This window comes from Tateyamaria sp. (genome assembly GCF_039940735.1).
GTDB lineage: Bacteria > Pseudomonadota > Alphaproteobacteria > Rhodobacterales > Rhodobacteraceae > Tateyamaria.
On the sequence record NZ_JBDVGB010000061.1, the window covers coordinates 1 to 18560 of the forward strand.

Here is an 18560-nt window from a genome sequence, read left to right on the forward strand (position 1 = left end):
CCATGTGCCGCTGGCTGTTTGTGCTGCCAGATCAACGTTGACGGCATCCACGCCCGAACGGTCATAGCGCACCCGGTCCTGCCCGTCGCCACCATCGACGGTGTCGTTGCCTTGTTCGGTGATAAAGCTATCGTTGCGATCCGAGCCCATGATGCTGTCGTTGTTGCCGGTGGCGCGAATTTCCAGTCGACCGTCACCTGTCGCGTTGATTGTGTCCTGCCCGCCAAAACCGTCATTACTGACGATACCGGTGCTTAGATCGGCGACCAGGCCAAAAAATGGGCTGGACCCGGCACCCTCATTAAAACTGATCCGGCCTCCGCCACCGATTTCGACATTGAAGGTATCATTCCCTTGGCCCCCAAACAGATTGAACCAGCCGTCATCAGTGTTCACTATGTTAAAGACATCGTTGATTTCGCTGGCGCCAAACCCGATGCCGTCTGCCTCCATGATGCGGCGTACGTCTATCAGTGTGGTTGTGAAACCTGCGCCCGTGATCGTGCCCGTGTTGGCAACGGCATCAAGATTGAAAGTGACGGCCCCGTCCACGAACGCTGCGTAATCGAAGAATTGGAAGTTGGTGTCGCTGACATTAGAAAAATCGATGGTGTCGTTGCCCAATGTCGCTTCGATATTGCCGCCGTCAAATGCACCGCTGTCTGCACCAACGACAATGGAATCGTTGCCAATGCCGCCGTAAAGATTGTCGAACTGGCTTGATCCAAGCACCGTAATCGGCTGGGTCACCAATCCTGTCAGTTCTGGTGGCAGTAGCTCGAACATGATCAGCCCGTTTGGCGCATTGGAACCGTCAATCGTGATCGGTCCGTCACCGTTCAACAAATTGGCAAGGGGTTGGAAGTTGCCATCGAAAGATATATCATCCAAGGCAACGACAAGTTCGACGAACCCCCAATTTATGTCAGTGACTGTCCCCTCAAGGACGGTCCCGTTGTTGCTGGACATCGATATGCTGGTGATGGTGCCTGAAGAAGGATCTCCGTCGTTACCGAGCGCAAAGTTTGTTCCAAGCAACGTTGTGGTAATTCCGGTGTCAGGGTTGTTGACCACGAATTTTGTTGGGGTGTTCGATATGAGGTCCGGGCTGACTTCACCATCATTGCCAAAGAATCCGTCGCCAAAAAAGCCTGAGTTGTTTCCAAAAAGAGTGAATTTGGTCATTTGGGCAGCCTTCCGAAATTGGATTTGATATAACGATGAATTCGGTAGTGAAAATATTACCAATCGATATTAGGGCTGTCGATGTCTGCGTGTGGAATAATACGCGGAAGGTGAAATATATCCATTTTTGGCCCTAAAGGGGCGGTAATGATGGGGCATCAGACGTTGAATGCCGTTTTGCATTGGGTGAAATACCGCAAGAAGTACAATACAGGTTGCGTTTTCACACGCGTTTTTTGGGGCCTTACGGCTTTATTCCACAAATCGTTTGAAGGGATTCACGGGTTGAATCCAATGTGATAGCTGAAGGCCATGAGCAGTTGAGAGCCTACAAAGTACTAGGCCACGAATTGGTCGTCTTACAATGCGGGTTTGAAGCAACGCGGATCGTTGTTAAATCCTTGACCGACAGCATATGCTTGCATGTGTGAGAGGTTGGTTTGATCCAGAGATGGTTTGGACATCACCGCCAAGTGGTAAGCGCGGCGGACAACAGCAGTGCAGTGACGCCGCCATTCAAACCTGCCTGACCATTGCCCGGCAGGGTACTGTACAACAATGTCCCGAAAGGGGCTGACACTCCCAAGCTACCCGAGTTGTTGAAACAATTCGTTGCCGATCATGACATCGTCAGCGTCACCATCGACGGGGCGCATGCAGCGGGAGCTCATCACTTACTGGGCGCAATTGCACAAGTGGAAGAAGCCAGAGCTACCAGTGATCGGGTCTCAAAAGGGCGGCGCGTGATCGGCAGTTGAATTTGCTGCTTAAGCTAGGTCAGATTCTTCAAGACGATGGAGAAAGCTGACCTTGGCGGTCTTCGCACCTAAGGTCGGCAGTGCGTGAAGAAACACTATTTCACTGCGGCGGCATCAACGTCCGGTTTCAAGAAAGCGCGATGCAGTTGCCCGCTTTCAGAATCCAATCTTCGCGCGCCTATGCCAATCGATCACATTGCATCAGACGCAATCCTTGGCCAAGCCTAAACCCATTTTATCTGATGCCGTGACATGGACTTTGGATAGGCTGGTTGCAAGGCAGTCTCCCTATCCTCCGCTCGTTCGGGAAAGCCGTCGCTTCAGAACCACGAACACCGAAGTTCGATGAGGTCGGACGTCATGGTTTCTGGATTTGTCGCTCGCGCGCAGCCAGAGCACGTTGGCGCCCTTTCAAGAGCTTAAATGGTGCAGACTTTGGCTCTGTTTGATCTGGCAACTTGGTTACTTCCCCCGTCGCCGCACTCCACCATTCAGTGCGCTGACCCTTTTGAACAGGGACCGGTTTAAAGATAAGTGCATCACGCTTGGCGTTGAAGGCGCACATGGATATCGGGCCATCCGATGTCATCGTCATGAAGACACATGAGGCACAGCGCTCTGCGTCCAATTGATCTGCATCCATGAAGCTGTGGATCACAACACTCAGCCGGTGCACGCGCCCCCGGCCCGCGATCAGCCCAGTGCGAATTTGCCACAATAGACCGAGCCCCTTGAAAAGCCCTTTCAAAGCAATCCCTGGTTTTTGGCGGATCATGCGCCAAATCACCGGCGCGTTGCGTTCTACATTAGGGTCTTCAAGCGCTGGAATAAGTTGACGCAAAAACGATGTATCGCGCGTCGCCGAAATCGCCTTTTTGCCCGCGACAAGTAGAATGTCGTACCGATTGCATTCGCGGTGACCGATGGCGAGTGATGCCCGAAGGTCCGTTCCAAACCCTTTTGAAAGTGCGTCAGAAACAATATCGCGCGACACAGCCTTGGCATGATGATCTGAAACGCCACGCCCTGTGTCAGCACCCATTTGAAAGGACGCGAGTGTCACATTCGCCGCGTGATCGCGAAAAAACTGCGCCAACAAAGGCAATTCGTCAATGTTGCCGTCAAATACAGTTGTGTTGAAAAGAATGCGCAACCCAAGACCCTTCGCCCTGTCAATGTAATCACGTCTTACAGTGTTCAGGCTCGCTTCTGTTGGGTAGCCTTTGCGCTCTTCCGTCAGGTCGACATGGAATGCGACGTCATCTAACCCCGCCGTTGCAAGGCGGCTTAGCATGGCGCGTGTGGCGCGGATTCCGTTTGTCATCAGGCAGGACCGAAGACCCAAGCGACGGATTTCCGCACAAATCGCCTCGAGATCTTCGGTGGACCGCAGCGTGGGATCGCCACCACTAATCTGGACTGGCGTACCCGGTCCATAGTGTTGCGCAATCATTGCAATGCGGGTGAACAAGATCGGCAACGGAATATCGTGGGCGAGCTCCGCGCGATCCGACAAATAGCATAGCGTACAATCGAGGTTGCAGCGTTGTGTAATTTCCAGAGATACGCAGACCATCGGATAAAAACGTCCTGCGGTTTGTAGATCATCAAATTGCCCCGCCGCGATAAGACCATCGCGCAAAGGGGCTTTCTGATCCGTTCCCTCAAAAGTGCGCCCTCGGGCGGCAAAAGCCGGATCATTCAGAATATCTGGATCGTTCACCATGGGATGTTCTCGCGACGGACTTTCGCCTTATCCTGTCGCTAATTCTTCTCACACGCTAGACGTCATGCTCCAACAATGACGTTATACCTTTCACAGTCTCGTCATTCGAAAGGATATTCAAATGGCAGAGGTCAACGATCCAGTGGCGCGTCGCTACGGCACTTCATTCAAAGACCCATCGCTGTACCGGCAATAGCTATGAGGTTACCGTTTTTGAGACTGTGCTAACACTGTGCTAGGTAAAATCACTGCGCTAGAAGGATTTCTCCGCAAAGCGGAAAATCTTTAACCTACTGTTATTGCAATTTAAAAATGGTGCCCGTGGGCAGAATCGAACCGCCAACACGAGCATTTTCAATGCGCGTCATGGTGGGTTAAGCCGTTGATAAAATTGGGTGCAGTTTGAACTGCGCTAGGCCTGTGCTAGATTTTGGCATCGACACGCGGATTGGCTGAAAGCTTGTTTCAATCAACCTTTCAAAGCGACGTGAACTTCCGTAGCAACGTGTACAAATTGCAATTGTGCCGGGCTACCGTGCGCGGTTGTACCCTTTGTGTCGCTGCCAATGTTGGTGGTGGGCGCATTGCGCTGTTCAAGGATAAATTAGTTCTTTAGAAATGATCCATTCCAAATTGGGTGTATGCGGAAATGACCTCACATAAAGACGAACGCATTGCGCATTTGGTCCGGCTGTTAGAACGCCAGTTTCGCCGTAACTTGCAAGCTAAGCTGAAGCAGCACGATGTGATGTTTGGCCATTGGGAATTTCTGCGGATTCTTTGGGAAGAAGAAGGCCTTTCACAAAAAGAACTGGCAGATCGGGCTGGGCTAACGGGGCCGACGGCGCACACGGCGCTTTCTAAGATGGAGGTGAAGGGGCTGATCGAAAAAGAGGTTCCAAAAGGCGGGCAAAGCCGACCTGTGATTAACCTGAGCCCCTTGGGCCGATCCTTGCGTCTTAAACTTGAACCCCTTGCCATCGAAACGAACGACACTGCATCGCATGGTTTAGCAGCAGATGAGATTTCACAATTCCGTAGACTTCTTATCAAGATGACGCAAAACCTTGACGAAGATAGCGAGGTTCAACGAACTCGAGATATGCAAGAAAGTTAGACATCTATTTTTCTTGCATGTTTGCATGAACCGCCTAAAATTAGATATCTAATTTAGGGAGAGAGACATGAAGCTACTGTTAGGGAAACTCATAAGGCCAGTGATGGCAGCTGCATTGCTTGCGACACCTGCATTCGCCGCTGATGACTATGTGATCGACAGCGGCCACACATTGGTCGTTTTTGAACTGAACCACCTTGGGTTCTCAAAGACCATCGGCTGGATGGGTGATGTATCAGGCACGATTTCTTATGATGCAGATGATATCGCCAAAAGCGCAGTGTCGGTCATCATGGCCGTATCTGCTGTGAATACAAACCACCCAGAGCGTGATGGCTGGATCAAATCAGACAAAGCTTTGAACGTGGCTGCGAACCCGGAGATTACTTTTACATCCACCGGCATCGAAGTGAGCACCGAGACCACAGGTAAGATCACGGGCGATTTGACCATGAACGGTGTGAGCAAGCCAGTTGTACTGGATGCTGTTTTCAATGGCGCTGGCTCCAACCCGTTGACTAAGAAAGATACCATCGGTGTGAGTGCGACGACCAGCATCATGCGCTCTGATTGGGGTGTGACGGCTTTTGTTGGCCCCCTTGGCGATGAGATCGCAATTCAGATTGAGCTGGAAGCCGTCAAGGCCGAGTAGAGCGAAAATTTGACTTCTGACGTTTAAGCGGGGCGGTGTTGATCACATCGCCCCGCTTATATGTATAAAAAATCAAGAGAGATAAAATGCAGTTTTGCCGGTTTAACGTTGATCGCCTGGGTGTTGTTCACGGTGACGAGATTTTTGATGTAACGGATGCGCTAGACACATTGCCTGATGTGAAATGGGTCCGCAGCCTGCACGATCCGTTTGTGGCGGCGCTTGATCAGGTTGCTGTGAAGGCGCGGGCATTGCTGGCATCTGCTCCACGTCTGAACCGCAACGATGTTGTGCTTGAGGCCCCTGTCGCCTTGCCCTCTAAAATCATCGGCGCGCCTGTAAATTATCACGCCCACCTTGACGAAGCCCAAGATGATCACGGGCTGCATCAAGGCGCGAAAGTTCATCCAATTGATGAAATCGGATGCTTTTTAAAAGCCGGATCGGCCCTTGTTGGCGATGGGGCGACGATCACCTTGCCAAAAGACGCAGCACGTGTGGATCACGAAGCTGAAGTGGCCGTAATCATCGGCAAAGCCGGGCGCGACATCGCGGCCAGCGATGCCATGGCTTGTGTCGCGGGCTACAGCCTTGCGCTGGATATGACAGCGCGAGGAAAACAGGACCGATCAATGCGCAAGTCTTGCGATGGCTTTGCCGTATTGGGGCCAACATTGGCCACGCCGGACGAGGTTGCCGACCCCGCCCACATTGCCTTTTCACTGACCGTCAACGGCGAGGTCCGTCAGGCGTCTGATACCAGTCTGTTGATCCGCTCCATTCCTGAACTGATCGAAATGTGTTCCGCATTTTACAGCCTTTTGCCGGGTGACGTGATCATGACGGGTACGCCTGCAGGCGTTGGCCCTGTCAGTACGGGGGATACGATTGTTGTGACCTCGCCAGAGCTTGGGGTGCTGACTGTCAACGTCGCTTAATACAGTAAGCTTGGCAGCCAGATCGCAAGGCTTGGGATCGCGATCAACAGTGCGATCCCAACGATATGTGTCACAAGAAATGGCATGATGCCGCGATAGATTGTCATCAGTGGGATATCTGGCGCTTGGGCCCGGATGACGAATATATTCAGACCCACTGGCGGTGTGATCAACCCAATCTCTGCCACGATGACCAAAAAGACACCGAACCAGATGGGGGAATACCCAAGTGCCTCTACGATGGGAAGGAAGACCGGTACGGTGATTAGGATCATTGAGATTGAATCCAGAAAACATCCCAAGATCACATACATCACGACAAGAAACAGGATCACCGCAAGCGGGGCCATCCCTTGTGATGTGACCCAATCGCCCAACGTTGCGGGGATACGGGTTTGGACCATGAAGGCTGCGAACATGAACGCACCTAGGATGATGAAGAACAACGTTCCTGTGGTCGTGACCGTTTCTTTGAACGCGCTGATCAAAGTTGGAATGTTCAATTGACGGGTCACAAATCCCATCAGAATGGTCAAAAGTGCGCCGATGGCTGCGGCTTCGGTCGGGGAAAACCATCCTAGAAAGATCCCGCCAACAACCAAGGAAAAGATCACGGCCATTTTCCAAAAACCGCCAATGGCGGCAAAGCGCTCAGACCACGACATGGACGGAACCGGCGGCATATCATCGGGACGCAGTCGTGACAGCACGCTCAAGGTCACAAGGTGCAAGGCGGCCAGCAGCAGACCCGGGATCAAAGCCGCAGCGAACAACGCAGGGACGCTCTGTTGGGCAATGATCGAATAGATGATCAAGATGATCGATGGTGGGATGAGAATGCCCAAAGTGCCACCCGATGCCACAACACCGGCGGCGATCGCGTCTGAATACCCATGTTTGCGCATCTCTGGGATCGACACCCGCGTCATGGTGGATGCCGTGGCCAGTGATGATCCACAGATCGCCCCGAACCCCGCACAGGCCCCGACGGTGCCCATCGCAAGCCCACCGCGAAAGTTGGAGAACAGCGCATTTGCCGCCGTAAATAGCTCTGTCGCCATCTTGGTGCGACTGGCGACCACGCCCATCAAAAGGAACAGCGGTACGACCGAAAGTGAATAGGCTTGTGCGAGCAAAAACGGTTTATCGCCAAGCGTGTAAAGCGCTGTTTTTGAGCCATCAATCGCCCAATATCCGCCAAGGCCGACCAGCAACAATGCTGTTCCGACAGGCACGCGCAAGAAAATCATGCCAACAAGGATCGCAATGGCCAGCAGGCCTATAATCTGAGGCGTCACGGTTTTGGACCCTTTTTGGTTACGATTTCAAGCAAGACAGCAAGGATGGAAAACCCTATGCCAACCCAAATCGCGATCCAGTAATAAAACTTCAAAATGCCCAAATCGAACGTCACCTCGCCCCATTCAAGCACAGCAAGTGCCGGGCGAATGATCTGTGAGCCAACAGCGATCAACGCGATCAAAGTCAGCATTTGGCCGATCTTTTGAAAGCGGTATCTGGTGTCCCAATTATCGATGATATCCACTGCAATCACCTGTCCCGCAAAAAAGGCGGCGGCAATCGAAAGATAGATCATCCAGTCTAGGGAAAACTCAACATAGTCCAACGTCCCTGATATCCGCCACTTTGGATCAATTGCGCGCATGGCAACGTCAGCGGTGACGATCAGCATCAGGAAAGCCAAACAAACAGAAGCCGCAGCAGTCATCACCGCTGCGGCTCCGTTTCGTATCGTGTTCAGGGTCGTTAAGACTGACATCCAGGTCCCACAGGTCCGACGACCTCAATCGCTGCTTTGATCGCAGCCATAACGTCATCACCAGGCAGCCCTGCGTCATTGAGTGAAGCAAGATATCTCGCCGTCTGCGCGGCGCCAACAGCTTGGAACTTGGCGGTTTCCTCGTCAGACAAGGTGTGAATGTTTACACCCGCTTTGGTCAGCACATCTTTGCCAATCGCATCTAGCTTGTCCCAGATCTGACCGATTTGGGGCGAGATACCAACAAGGCTTTCGTCCACCATCGCTTGCAGATCGGCAGGCAAATCGCCAAAGCTGTCCGGATTCATAACTAACGCGAACGACGAGGTGTAGGCGTAGACTTCGGTGATATCCGTCAAGAATGGTCCTAACTGGAAGGCAAGACCGGCCCCACCATAATCGATCATGGTGCCGTCAATTGTGCCTTTTTGCAGCGCTTCGGCCATCGCGGTTGGCGGCAATCCAACAGGTTTTCCGCCCAGCATCGCAATCAATTGCCCGACCGTTTTCGACGGCGGTCGCATGGCTTTGCCCTCAAGATCGGACAGCGCCAGAACAGGGCCGCCCTTCATGTTGATCTGCCCCGGAGGGTGCATAAACGTTGTCAGAACTTTAACACCGCGATGTTCGGGATCGGTCAGCGCCCGCACGGATGGGTCGTTCAAAACTCGCGTCGCCTGTTCTGCCGAGCAGAACAGATACGGCATGTTCGAAATCTCAGTCAGCTTGAAACGCCCCGGCGTCGCGCCGTGCAAAACCCAAGTAATGTCCGCTTGGCCATTGGACGCAAGGTCGTAATAGGCCGGAGGTGGGCCCATCTGCGCACCATGCAGGATCTCAAATTTCAGGCGGCCTTCGGACTTTTCTTCAAGCGATGCCGCCCAACCGTCGATCCATTTGGACATCCCATGTTTTGGCGTCACAAAGGTCGCAATTTTCAGATCATGCGTCTGCGCCGAGGCAAAAGTACCCACAGCAGACAGCACGGCGGCTGCGATGATAGATTTTAATTTCATCTGTCCCTCCCAAGACAATTTACGTTAGGCAGCAGGCTTTTCTTCGCGAAAAATCCCTAGCTTTTCTTGCGCGGCCCGGTCTGAGAAACTGAACAGCACCGCGTCCGTGTCGGCTGTGATTTGGTAGGCCGTCCAATTGGGGACAACGAAGGTGTCACTTTCTTCAAAGCGCATTTCGGTGTCGCCAACACGCACAACGCCTGATCCTTCGACCACGCTGAACACAGTTGATTCCGTTGAGCGCCACGCGGCCGTCTCAAATCCCTTTGGCAAATGCTGCAAAAACGCGGAAATTGTTGGCAGAACATGCCCCCCGTCATTGGGGTTTGCGTAGATCATTTTGTGACCCAGATATGGATCGATGGTGCCTTGTGCCATATCCATCAAAGCCGCGCGGCAGCGGTCGTATGGATAACGAAAGATCGGAGAATAGGGTTTCTGTTCGGCCCCATTGAATGGGCGCAAGCCAGTGCCATACGTCGCGACAGACGCATTATCGCTGCGAAAGATCGGTTGCTGGTCCGTTTCATTTTCCTCGGCAAATTTGCCGCCCAAGAAATTCACAAGCGGCACATCCAGACCATCCAACCAAATCATCGGGCCATCGCCTGTGTTCTCGTGATCGTGCCAGCACCAACTTGGTGTCGTGATAAAGTCCCCGCGCTGCATTGTGCAACGTTCACCTTCAACCGCCGTGTAACCGCCTGTGCTTTCCAACACGAACCGAATGGCCCCTTGCGTGTGGCGGTGTGCGGGCGCGATTTCGCCCGGCATGACAAGTTGCAAACCCGCAAATAGTGTCTGCGCTATACCGGGACGTTCAAGGCCGGGGTTCTTGAGGGCAAGAACGCGGCGTTCTGCCTCTTCAGCAGAGATTTTATTGCCAGCGTCCAGCAAAAGTGGGCGCAGATCGCTATAGCGCCACAGATGCGGATCACCCATCGGCTTTGGCTCGTTTGATACCAGCAGGTGATAAATCTCCCACAAGGGGATCGTGGAATGCTTGCCCATTTCTTTATAGGCGTCGGCCAAATGCGGGTGGATTGGGTTCTTGATCATCATCTACTCCGCTGCGGTCTTTGTATTGGCGCCAACAAGATCACGCCAATCCACATCCTTGGAGACGACCCCTTCATAAGACGCGATATCGGTTTGGACGATGTCAGGATTGGCCCCAATTACAGGGCCGCCCTCAGCGACCAGTTGTGCCGCATCCACCATCAGGCGACGGAACTCGACAATGGCCAAATCGGACGCCCCCAAGATATCTTTGCTACGGTCAACCTTGGCCCCCATCGAAACCCACATGGCGATGTCTTGGTTAGGGATACCCGCGATGCCGGTAAAGTTCCCTTCTTTCATCCACTCGCGGTCCTGACCGAACCAGTTTTCCTTGGTCCGTCGTGTGGCCCACGTGCCTTCATCAAGGTCTACGCCGGGCACAACATGGTTAAATTTGCGCCAGCTGTCGGTGTCGGGGGTTGTTTCTGCATCACCCCACGCGATGAAGTGAAACGCGCTGGTTTCATCGTCAATGGGCACAATAACGGTCGCGACTTGGTACGAACTGTTGGGGGGGATCAGCGAGAAATATGGTGCGACGTATTCAGTCACGCGGATGTAGTTATGCGTCGCAGCCCCTTTGATTGGACGGCGAATGGCGGCGTAGTGAAAGCCATATTCTGTGGTCTGCGTTTGCATGCGCGGCGATTTATCAGTCGATGGGCGATACCAGCTTTTGTCATCGGCTGCGGCCCCTTCGACCCGTGCAGGCACCATGTCTGAGGAATGCAACGACGACGAATGCGCGCTGTCGATTTGGCCCTCGGTGATTTGCGCCCAGTTGGCGGGAATGCGGATCTTTAAGATAGACACGCGCACATCGTCATTGGGTGCGAAAGGCGGGCGGCGGAATTCTGGTGTGTCTTCCTTTGCGCCCAGCCACGCCCAAACAAAACCACCGCATTCACGTACAGGGTATGACCGCGCGCTGACTTTTTCGGCCAGCGGACTGCCTTCGGGTTCAGACGCCATTGCAACCGTCTTGCCGGTCACGTCGAACTTCCATCCATGATAGAGACAACGTAATCCGCAATCCTCGTTGCGCCCAAGAACAAGCGAGGCTTTGCGGTGCGGGCAAAGTTCATCAAGCAAACCCAAGCGGCCTTCGGAGTCGCGAAACGCCACGTAGCGTTCGCCAAGCGCTTCGACCAACAGTGGCTTGCAATCGGGTTCGGCAACTTCTTCGACTAGACAGACAGGTGTCCAATGGCTGCGCATCAAGGTGCCCATTGAGGTGCCAGGTCCAGCCTCTACAAGCGTTTTGTTTTCTTCTGTCGTGAGCAAAGCAACCGTCCAGATAACCTACATTCAAGCCCAACCTTATCACCATATTCTCGATTGACAATAAAAATTAGATATCTAATTATTATTCATCCAAGGAGATTGATTTTGCCCCAAGACATGATGCTTACCTTGATGTCGCGCCGTGACGTTGCGCAGGACATCACAGAGTTCACGTTTGAAGCATCGGGCGCAAGCGTTCTACCTGCGGCGGATGCGGGTGGGCACGTCGCCATTGAAACGCCCGGTGGTGCTGTGCGTCAATATTCCTTGGTGCATCCCGACCAAAGCCCAGCCCGCTATACCGTTGCTGTGAAACGCGACAAAAACGGACGCGGCGGGTCGCTGGCCATGCATACGCTTGGTGTTGGCGACAGCGTATCGGTTCAGGCCCCGGCAAATAATTTCCCGCTTGGCGCAGCCCCCGAATACATTTTGATTGCAGGCGGTATCGGCGTCACACCGATTTATGCGATGGCCCAGCACCTAATGGCCTCAGCGGCAAAACTGCGGATGATCTATTGCGCCCGCAGCGCCCAAGACGCCGCTTATGTGCCCGAACTGCAAGCCTTGCTTGGGGATCGATTGACCGTTCATTATGATAACGGCGACTTGGCAAATCTGTACGACTTTTGGGATGATTTCGCAGAACCCAACAAGGCGCATGTCTATTGCTGTGGCCCCGGCCCGTTGATGGAAGAGATTAAAGGCATCTCTGGCCATTGGCCCGATGATTCAATTCATTTTGAGGATTTCGCAGGCATCGCCGCCGTGCGCGAAGATGACAAGCCCTTTAAGGTGAGCCTTCGAAAAACCTGTCAAACGATCACCGTGCCAAGCGATAAATCTATTCTTGAGGCGCTGCGCGATGCGGGGATTGCAACGATCAGTTCGTGCGAAAGCGGCACCTGTGGCACCTGTAAATGTGGCCTGATCGAAGGCGACGTAGACCATCGTGATATGGTGCTGATGGATGACGAAAAAGCAGACCAGATTATGATTTGTGTATCGCGCGCGCGCGCAGGCGAGTTGGTTCTTGACCTATAGTTCGATCAAGATGGGCGTGATCGGGTTGGGCCGCGGCTTTGCCCTTTCGGCGCGGGGATTGCAGGCGCATCCCGACATTCACCTGATCGCAGGCGCAAACCCTTCCGAAGCCCCACGCAAAGCCTTTGAGGCGACCTTTGGCGGGCAAACATACCCTGACTATACAGACATGCTGCGTGATCCCGAGATCGAGATCGTCTATGTCGCAACCCCGCACCAAATGCACAGCGCGCATGTCACCGATTGTTTGAATGCGGGCAAACATGTGGTTGTCGAAAAACCCATCACCATTGATCTGGATGAGGCGCGCGCGCTCACGCAATTGGCCGCCGACAAAGGCCTGCATCTGTTGGTCGGCCCTAGTCACAGCTATGACGCACCTGTGGCGCAAGCCGCTGCCACAATCGAAAGTGGCGCGGTGGGGCATGCCAAAATGCTACATATGCTGACGGCCACCGACTTTATGTACCGGCCCCGCAGGCCTGAAGAATTGCAAACCAGTGCGGGCGGCGGTGTCATTTTCTCGCAGGCTGTGCATCAGGTGGACGTCGCCATGCGATTGATCGGATCGCGCCCCGTTTCCGTCTTTGCCAAGACCGGAAATTGGGATCCTGGGCGTCCCAGCGAAGGGGCTTTCATTGCGATTGTGTCGTTTGAAAATGGCGCGCACGCCAGTCTGACCTATTCAGGTTATGGGTATTATGACAGTGATGCGCAGATGGATGGAGTGTCGGAGCTGGGGGTGGCAAAGCCTGCGGATACCTATGGTAAAGCCCGCCGCACACTGAAAGACGTCACCGACGAGGCCACTTTTAAACGCACCCGTGCTTTCACCGGCATAGACGGGTTACCAGACCCCACGCATCACGAACACTTTGGGCCCATCACCGTGTTTTGCGAGCGTGGTGATATTCATATCGGCATGGACCGTGTTTCAATCTATGGACATGACAAAATCGAATCCATCGATTGCCCTTTTGACTATTCCCGCAAAGACTTTGCACAGGCGATTGTAGATCTTCTTCGTGCTGGCCCAATGCCTGTGCAAACAGGGGCATGGGGCCATGATGCCCTCGCCACCTGCCACGCAATCTTGGACAGCGCACATTCCGGGCAGCCGACTTCGATAAACCCACTAAGAACTGGTGATACATGACTGATCTGACGTTATCCGTAGCCGTTGGCGACTATGATCGCACCCGCCCAATTTACGACGGGCGCGTCAAGATTGACGGCGTCGATCCTGTGGTCATGCTGCAAAGCCCCGAAGAGATGTTCTTTAACGCTTTTCGCCACAAAACTTGCGATATCAGTGAACTGTCATTCAGCTCTTACTGCATGTCTCTGACCCGCGATGATCCGCCCTACATTGCGGTGCCCGTGTTCCTTAGCCGCGCCTTTCGCCATACCTCGATCTATATCCGGACGGACAAAGGCATCGCGTCACCCGCCGATCTGAAAGGCAAAAAGATCGGCATTGCCGAGTATCAGTTGACCGCAAACGTTTGGGTGCGTGCGATCTTGCAAGACTACGGCGTGTCACCCAGCGATATCGAATGGGTGCGCGGTGGCATGGATACGGCCGGACGCCCTGAAAAGCTCAAGTTCACGCCACCGGATGACGTAACCATTACACTGGCACCAGAGGGACGTTCGTTGAATGAAATGCTCGCAGCAGGAGAGATCGACGGTTTCGTCGGCCCCCGCTGGCCGCGCTGTTTTGCTGAAGGGCACCCTCATGTCGGACGCCTGTTTGCCGACAGCCAAGCGGTTGCAACGCAGTGGTACAAAGACACGAAAATCTTTCCGATCATGCACGTGCTTGGCGTGCGCCGTAGCCTTGCAGATCAACATCCTTGGTTGCCCGGCGCGCTGTTGAAAGCCTTTGGCCAGTCCAAAGCAATGGCCACGGCGGCGCTGGCGGATACATCAGCCACCAAAGTCACAATGCCGTTTGTCGAGGACACGTTGCGCCTTGCTGATCAACTCCAACCCAACATTTGGTCCTACGGTGTGGCGGGCAACGAACATGTCATCGACGCCTTTTTGACTGCGCATCACGCGCAAGGTCTTTCCCCGCGCAAACTGGATATCGCAGAGCTGTTTCATCCCGCGACATATGAAGGTTACAGCCTGTGACACTACGCGCTGGCGACGTTGTTCGCATCGACCTTGATGATGCGCATTTTTATGCGAAATGCGTTTGCGTTCATCCAACCTATCACGAAATTTTGGCGATTGACCCGAACCGATACGAGGTGCCCGTTGCAACATCTGATGCATTGTCATTTTCTGAGTTTGCAATTGCCTCAATGTCGCACGCTTTGCAGTCAGGCAGCCTGAAGGGGCAAATCCAAAACCATCTGTCCAATCAAAATCCGCTAACGATGCCTTTGTTTCGGTTTGCTGTAAGAGACAGCGCAGGACGACCCATTTACTGGTGGTTGTGGGACGGGCAATCAATCAAAATCGCAGAACCTGGTTGTGATATTTCTTGTCTACCGGACCGCAAACTGACGTCGATTTCTGACCTTACGTCTCGGTGGGTTCATCAAATGGACGACTGATTGTTGCAAAAAAAGTGGTGCATTGGATTTCTACCCATCCAATGATGCGCATCCTCTACGGGTCCAGTAGCTTGCTTGCCTCTTCTTGCCGCCACGTCCATTCATTGAGGTTGCCTTCGTCGTAACCTGACGAGTGAGGGTCAGCACCCCACCTTTCCAGTAACGCCTTGAGGCGAGTCCGTTGTTCGTTTGGCGACAGGCCCGCGACCCCGTTCTCTGCCAGTGCCTTCAAGTGTTCGATCTGCGCATGACACCGCGTGTATTCGGCCAGCACGTTGGCACCTTTGCCCAGCGCCTTCACCAGCATAGTTTGCCCACGAAAGTACGACTTAAGCACTTTGGGTACGCGCCTGCGGTAGTTGATGTTCTTGTTCCGAGGATCGGTCTTTGCGTATTTCACGGCTATCGTCATCATAGTTGTTGCCCGTCATGTGAACACATATACAGACAACCACCTATGGGAACACAATTAAATCAACGCATTACAAGAGATTTAATGGTGCCCGGGGGCGGAATCGAACCACCGACACGAGGATTTTCAATCCACTGCTCTACCCCTGAGCTACCCGGGCACGGAATGAAGGCGACGCCTTCTGGGTGGAGGCGTGATAGGACGAAGACGCCACACTGTCCATAGAAAAACCAAGAAAAAATGACCGTCTGCCCACATGATACCATCAATGTGCCACTGGACCCGCGTCATCCGGAAAAACTTGGTCTTTAAAGTGGTTCAGGAAAACAAGGTAACGTGTAAAATTGAACTCAACAAAGAAGGCAAAGGACCCAGATATCCGGACAAGTTCTAAGCCAATGTTGCGCTTGAGGTGCGGGGTGACGACAGGATGGTTCAGGAAGCATTCCACAGGTTGAACGTCAAACTTTGCGTTGAAAAAAGCCATCATTAAGCACACCACGCCAGAGATAATGAATAGTGATCAAGGATCGCAGATCACAAAGCATCTGCCTGAAAAAGCAGCTTAATCGATAGTTGGCGTCTCGGCATTCATGCTCGACGGGGCGGTAACCTTGGTCTCGTTACACCTTCGAACCAACTGGCGCAAAGAATCGCCACCTTCGTCGAACGGTTTTGTCGACTGTTTAACCGCGAGGCTTTTCAAACGCACAAACTGCATGGCCGGTTCTAGGCCAGCCGAATGGTCAAAGCTTAGATTGGACCAGGCAACACCGAAGCCTTTCGACAAGTAAACACCAGACATAGTAAACTTCGAGGCGGAACGGCCCGAACGCATCTTAACGGAATAACAAACCTGCCTGAATTAGTGGATCCGCTCTACATCTTCTTCGCGCTCAGACGGTAGCGCGTAGCCACCGTTCACCCAACGTGCCAGATCGACATCCGCGCAGCGGCGTGAGCAGAATGGGCGGTAGGCAGGTTCCGTCTTGCGCTGACAAATTGGGCAACTCATGCCAACACATCCGACAATGGCAACCTCGCGCGTTTACGTTGCAGTTCGAAATGGCCCAAAGGGGTCCAGCCCGCCAGCACAGTATCCACATCATCGGCGCGGAACGCGCTGCGCAGAGTTGCTTCGAAGGTTTTGCGTTCTTTCTTTGGCATCGGGGCCAAGTCAATTGTGATCTGCCCGCCAAGGCCGCGCACGCGTAATGCCGCGGGCAAAGCACGGGCGCAGGCCATGTTGGCCTTTAGTCCCGCCGAAAACGATCCGTCCGCGCCTGTGTTCACATCCACTGCAACCAAAGCACGGGTGGTTTCAACAAACATCGATGCATTTGCACCAAGAGGGACGCGGAGGCCGCGGGCCTCGTCCAATGCATCAAGCACACCGTGGGTTTCAAAACAACCGGCCTCAGTCACCACATCTGCATCTGCGATCCAGTCACGCCACGCCAACACATGTGGGCCATCGCCAAGGGTCAACGTTTCGACCCCTGTGTCCGTGTCTCCGGTAACCTGTTCAGCCAGTTCGCGCATGGCGGCAATGTCTTCGGCCACGGCGTCTTCATCGGCACCCGCAGCGGCGGAGCGCAGGATGAGGCCCATCACACAACCTTCCATCCCGTCGTGCGCCAAAGCAAGCAATCCGTCGCGCACATCATCGTCACGGATGCTGCGTGACAAATTTATACCCGGGGCGTCGGGCGTAATGATTGCATAGCGGCTTTTAAACAGCAGTTTGTGCGACACAGGGATCGCTTTGCCTTCTTCGGCGTAGCCTGTGACCTGCACTTGCAAATGCTCACCCGCATCGATGCCTTTAACGCCGCGCAGATAGGCCTGCCCATCCGGCGTCTTGAGGAATATCCCCCCCTGCCCTGCCACCGGGCGGTCGGTGATCGCGCGGTAGATTGTACCGGGACGTGAGGCGTCACCTTCGATCAACAGATCGCTAAGACGCCCATCAACCATCAAAGCAGCGGCTTCGCGTTCGCCCATATGATCCAACAGTATCTGAGTACCCTTCATGCCCACACCTTTAATCCAGCAGCTTGTAACAGCCCTGCGGTTTCGGCCAACGGCAGGCCAACAATTCCCGTGAATGACCCCGATATCCATGGGATCAATGCGCTTGCGGGCCCCTGAATGCCATAGCCACCTGCTTTGCCACGCCAGTCTTCAGAGGCAAGGTAACCTGATACCTCAGGTTCCGAGAGGTTCTTCATGCGCACAATGCTGACCACGTCCTTTTGCCAGATCTGCGCGCCTTTGCGCACAGCCACGGCTGTGACGACGCGGTGGCGACGGCCCGACATAAGTTTTAGAAACGCGCGGGCCTCGTCTGCGTCCGCAGGTTTGCCCAAAATCCGTCGCCCCAATGCAACGGTCGTGTCTGCGCACAGCACGACATCATCTGCGTCGGCTTCCACCGCGGCGACCTTTTCACGCGCCATACGTGCGCAATAAGGACGTGGCAGTTCTGCCCCGTTGGGATCTTCGTCAATGTCAGGAGGGCGCACAGCGTCTGGCACAATGCCCAACTGCGCAAGCAGCTCAAGACGACGCGGGCTGCCAGAGCCAAGGATAAACCTGCTCATGGGCAACCTGCGGTGCGCGCAAAAGCGCACACCCTACTTAAAGCGGTAATTGATGCGGCCCTTGGATAGGTCATAGGGGGTCATTTCGACCTGCACCTTGTCACCTGCCAGAACCCGGATGCGGTTCTTGCGCATTTTCCCTGCCGTGTGCGCGATGATCTCATGGCCGTTTTCAAGCTCGACCCGGAACGTCGCATTCGGCAGGAGTTCCTTAACGACACCGGGAAATTCGAGCGTATCTTCCTTGGCCATGGTCTCTCCTTGAATTGGACAATCCGCCATATATGCGGACGCGGCACTAAATGCGCCTGCACGGCCCATAATTCAAGGGCTAATCCACCAATGATGTCACGGGGGTTGGGTCAGTGCGTCCTTGTTGCAAGTCCCAATGGTGCCGATTGAGCACAACACCGTCC

The 18560-nt window shown here is 53.9% G+C and carries 19 protein-coding genes and 1 tRNA gene; 7 read left to right on the forward strand and 13 right to left on the reverse strand.

Annotated features, from left to right (window positions below; all coding sequences use genetic code 11):
• Together ABJF76_RS13045 and ABJF76_RS13050 are read right to left on the reverse strand one after the other, a co-directional pair.
• The coding region (locus tag ABJF76_RS13045; protein WP_413822589.1) for a calcium-binding protein at window positions 1–1185 on the reverse strand (1185 nt) is incomplete at its 3' end.
• A 1116-nt stretch (window positions 1186–2301) separates the two neighbouring features.
• The gene (locus tag ABJF76_RS13050; protein ID WP_348422634.1) at window positions 2302–3669 is read right to left on the reverse strand and encodes a radical SAM protein; all 1368 of its coding nucleotides are present in this window, start codon (window positions 3667–3669) and stop codon (window positions 2302–2304) included.
• 649 nt (window positions 3670–4318) lie between these two features.
• Between ABJF76_RS13050 and ABJF76_RS13055 the strand changes: the two genes are divergently transcribed.
• From ABJF76_RS13055 to ABJF76_RS13065, 3 genes are all read left to right on the forward strand, one after another.
• On the forward strand, window positions 4319–4786 hold the full coding sequence (locus tag ABJF76_RS13055) for a MarR family winged helix-turn-helix transcriptional regulator (RefSeq protein WP_348422633.1): 468 nt from the start codon (window positions 4319–4321) through the stop codon (window positions 4784–4786).
• Between the two features lie 67 nt (window positions 4787–4853).
• A complete protein-coding gene (locus tag ABJF76_RS13060) occupies window positions 4854–5438 on the forward strand; it encodes a YceI family protein (RefSeq protein WP_348422632.1) in 585 nt (194 codons plus the stop codon).
• Between the two features lie 86 nt (window positions 5439–5524).
• Window positions 5525–6376 (forward strand): fumarylacetoacetate hydrolase family protein, encoded by an 852-nt coding sequence (locus tag ABJF76_RS13065; protein WP_348422631.1) that lies wholly within the window; start codon window positions 5525–5527, stop codon window positions 6374–6376.
• Here the strand turns inward: ABJF76_RS13065 and ABJF76_RS13070 are convergent.
• From ABJF76_RS13070 to ABJF76_RS13090, 5 genes are read right to left on the reverse strand one after another with little or no spacing between them, the layout of a single operon-like run.
• On the reverse strand, window positions 6373–7674 hold the full coding sequence (locus ABJF76_RS13070; RefSeq protein ID WP_348422630.1) for a TRAP transporter large permease: 1302 nt from the start codon (window positions 7672–7674) through the stop codon (window positions 6373–6375). The genes ABJF76_RS13065 and ABJF76_RS13070 overlap by 4 nt on opposite strands.
• Window positions 7671–8156: a TRAP transporter small permease gene (locus tag ABJF76_RS13075; RefSeq protein WP_348422629.1), complete on the reverse strand. Its 486-nt coding sequence runs from the start codon at window positions 8154–8156 to the stop codon at window positions 7671–7673. The genes ABJF76_RS13070 and ABJF76_RS13075 overlap by 4 nt, the downstream gene beginning before the upstream one ends.
• Window positions 8144–9172, reverse strand: coding sequence for a TRAP transporter substrate-binding protein (locus ABJF76_RS13080; protein ID WP_413819674.1), 1029 nt, complete (start codon window positions 9170–9172; stop codon window positions 8144–8146). Before ABJF76_RS13080 ends, ABJF76_RS13075 begins: the two co-directional genes overlap by 13 nt.
• Before the next feature lie 24 nt (window positions 9173–9196).
• Complete coding sequence (locus ABJF76_RS13085) at window positions 9197–10231, reverse strand: cupin domain-containing protein (protein WP_413819673.1); 1035 nt, start codon at window positions 10229–10231, stop codon at window positions 9197–9199.
• 3 nt (window positions 10232–10234) lie between these two features.
• Complete coding sequence (locus ABJF76_RS13090; protein WP_413819672.1) at window positions 10235–11518, reverse strand: Rieske 2Fe-2S domain-containing protein; 1284 nt, start codon at window positions 11516–11518, stop codon at window positions 10235–10237.
• A gap of 105 nt (window positions 11519–11623) precedes the next feature.
• Between ABJF76_RS13090 and ABJF76_RS13095 the strand changes: the two genes are divergently transcribed.
• Genes ABJF76_RS13095 through ABJF76_RS13110 form a run of 4 tightly spaced genes read left to right on the forward strand, consistent with a single transcriptional unit; the run spans window position 11624 to window position 15129 of the window.
• Entirely contained in the window at window positions 11624–12562 is a 939-nt protein-coding gene (locus ABJF76_RS13095; RefSeq protein ID WP_413822590.1) for a PDR/VanB family oxidoreductase, read from the forward strand.
• Window positions 12552–13718, forward strand: a complete 1167-nt coding sequence (locus ABJF76_RS13100) for a Gfo/Idh/MocA family protein (protein ID WP_413819670.1) — start codon at window positions 12552–12554, stop codon at window positions 13716–13718. Before ABJF76_RS13095 ends, ABJF76_RS13100 begins: the two co-directional genes overlap by 11 nt.
• Entirely contained in the window at window positions 13715–14701 is a 987-nt protein-coding gene (locus tag ABJF76_RS13105) for an ABC transporter substrate-binding protein (RefSeq protein WP_413819669.1), read from the forward strand. The genes ABJF76_RS13100 and ABJF76_RS13105 overlap by 4 nt, the downstream gene beginning before the upstream one ends.
• A complete protein-coding gene (locus ABJF76_RS13110; RefSeq protein WP_413822463.1) occupies window positions 14698–15129 on the forward strand; it encodes a hypothetical protein in 432 nt (143 codons plus the stop codon). Before ABJF76_RS13105 ends, ABJF76_RS13110 begins: the two co-directional genes overlap by 4 nt.
• 55 nt (window positions 15130–15184) lie before the next feature.
• On the opposite strand, the gene ABJF76_RS13115 is transcribed toward ABJF76_RS13110, so the two are convergent.
• From ABJF76_RS13115 to infA, 6 genes are all read right to left on the reverse strand, one after another.
• On the reverse strand, window positions 15185–15544 hold the full coding sequence (locus tag ABJF76_RS13115; protein WP_413819668.1) for a hypothetical protein: 360 nt from the start codon (window positions 15542–15544) through the stop codon (window positions 15185–15187).
• Window positions 15545–15626: 82 nt separating this feature from the next.
• A tRNA-Phe gene (locus tag ABJF76_RS13120) sits at window positions 15627–15701 on the reverse strand.
• A gap of 705 nt (window positions 15702–16406) precedes the next feature.
• On the reverse strand, window positions 16407–16556 hold the full coding sequence (locus ABJF76_RS13125) for a DNA gyrase inhibitor YacG (RefSeq protein WP_413819667.1): 150 nt from the start codon (window positions 16554–16556) through the stop codon (window positions 16407–16409).
• Entirely contained in the window at window positions 16553–17575 is a 1023-nt protein-coding gene (locus tag ABJF76_RS13130; RefSeq protein ID WP_413819666.1) for a ribonuclease E/G, read from the reverse strand. Before ABJF76_RS13130 ends, ABJF76_RS13125 begins: the two co-directional genes overlap by 4 nt.
• The gene (locus tag ABJF76_RS13135; RefSeq protein WP_413819665.1) at window positions 17572–18144 is read right to left on the reverse strand and encodes a Maf family protein; all 573 of its coding nucleotides are present in this window, start codon (window positions 18142–18144) and stop codon (window positions 17572–17574) included. The genes ABJF76_RS13130 and ABJF76_RS13135 overlap by 4 nt, the downstream gene beginning before the upstream one ends.
• A gap of 33 nt (window positions 18145–18177) precedes the next feature.
• Window positions 18178–18396: a translation initiation factor IF-1 gene (gene infA / locus ABJF76_RS13140; protein ID WP_223428705.1), complete on the reverse strand. Its 219-nt coding sequence runs from the start codon at window positions 18394–18396 to the stop codon at window positions 18178–18180.
• Window positions 18397–18560 lie beyond the last annotated feature (164 nt).

Bases quoted from the DNA above. Each gene is read 5' to 3' on its own strand.
- ABJF76_RS13050 (WP_348422634.1), bottom strand. From the start codon at position 3,669: ATGGTGAACGATCCAGATATTCTGAATGATCCGGCTTTTGCCGCCCGA.
- ABJF76_RS13055 (WP_348422633.1), top strand. From the start codon at position 4,319: ATGACCTCACATAAAGACGAACGCATTGCGCATTTGGTCCGGCTGTTA.
- ABJF76_RS13060 (WP_348422632.1), top strand. From the start codon at position 4,854: ATGAAGCTACTGTTAGGGAAACTCATAAGGCCAGTGATGGCAGCTGCA.
- ABJF76_RS13065 (WP_348422631.1), top strand. From the start codon at position 5,525: ATGCAGTTTTGCCGGTTTAACGTTGATCGCCTGGGTGTTGTTCACGGT.
- ABJF76_RS13075 (WP_348422629.1), bottom strand. From the start codon at position 8,156: ATGTCAGTCTTAACGACCCTGAACACGATACGAAACGGAGCCGCAGCG.
- ABJF76_RS13080 (WP_413819674.1), bottom strand. From the start codon at position 9,172: ATGAAATTAAAATCTATCATCGCAGCCGCCGTGCTGTCTGCTGTGGGT.
- ABJF76_RS13085 (WP_413819673.1), bottom strand. From the start codon at position 10,231: ATGATCAAGAACCCAATCCACCCGCATTTGGCCGACGCCTATAAAGAA.
- ABJF76_RS13105 (WP_413819669.1), top strand. From the start codon at position 13,715: ATGACTGATCTGACGTTATCCGTAGCCGTTGGCGACTATGATCGCACC.
- ABJF76_RS13115 (WP_413819668.1), bottom strand. From the start codon at position 15,544: ATGATGACGATAGCCGTGAAATACGCAAAGACCGATCCTCGGAACAAG.
- ABJF76_RS13125 (WP_413819667.1), bottom strand. From the start codon at position 16,556: ATGAGTTGCCCAATTTGTCAGCGCAAGACGGAACCTGCCTACCGCCCA.
- ABJF76_RS13130 (WP_413819666.1), bottom strand. From the start codon at position 17,575: ATGAAGGGTACTCAGATACTGTTGGATCATATGGGCGAACGCGAAGCC.
- ABJF76_RS13135 (WP_413819665.1), bottom strand. From the start codon at position 18,144: ATGAGCAGGTTTATCCTTGGCTCTGGCAGCCCGCGTCGTCTTGAGCTG.
- infA (WP_223428705.1), bottom strand. From the start codon at position 18,396: ATGGCCAAGGAAGATACGCTCGAATTTCCCGGTGTCGTTAAGGAACTC.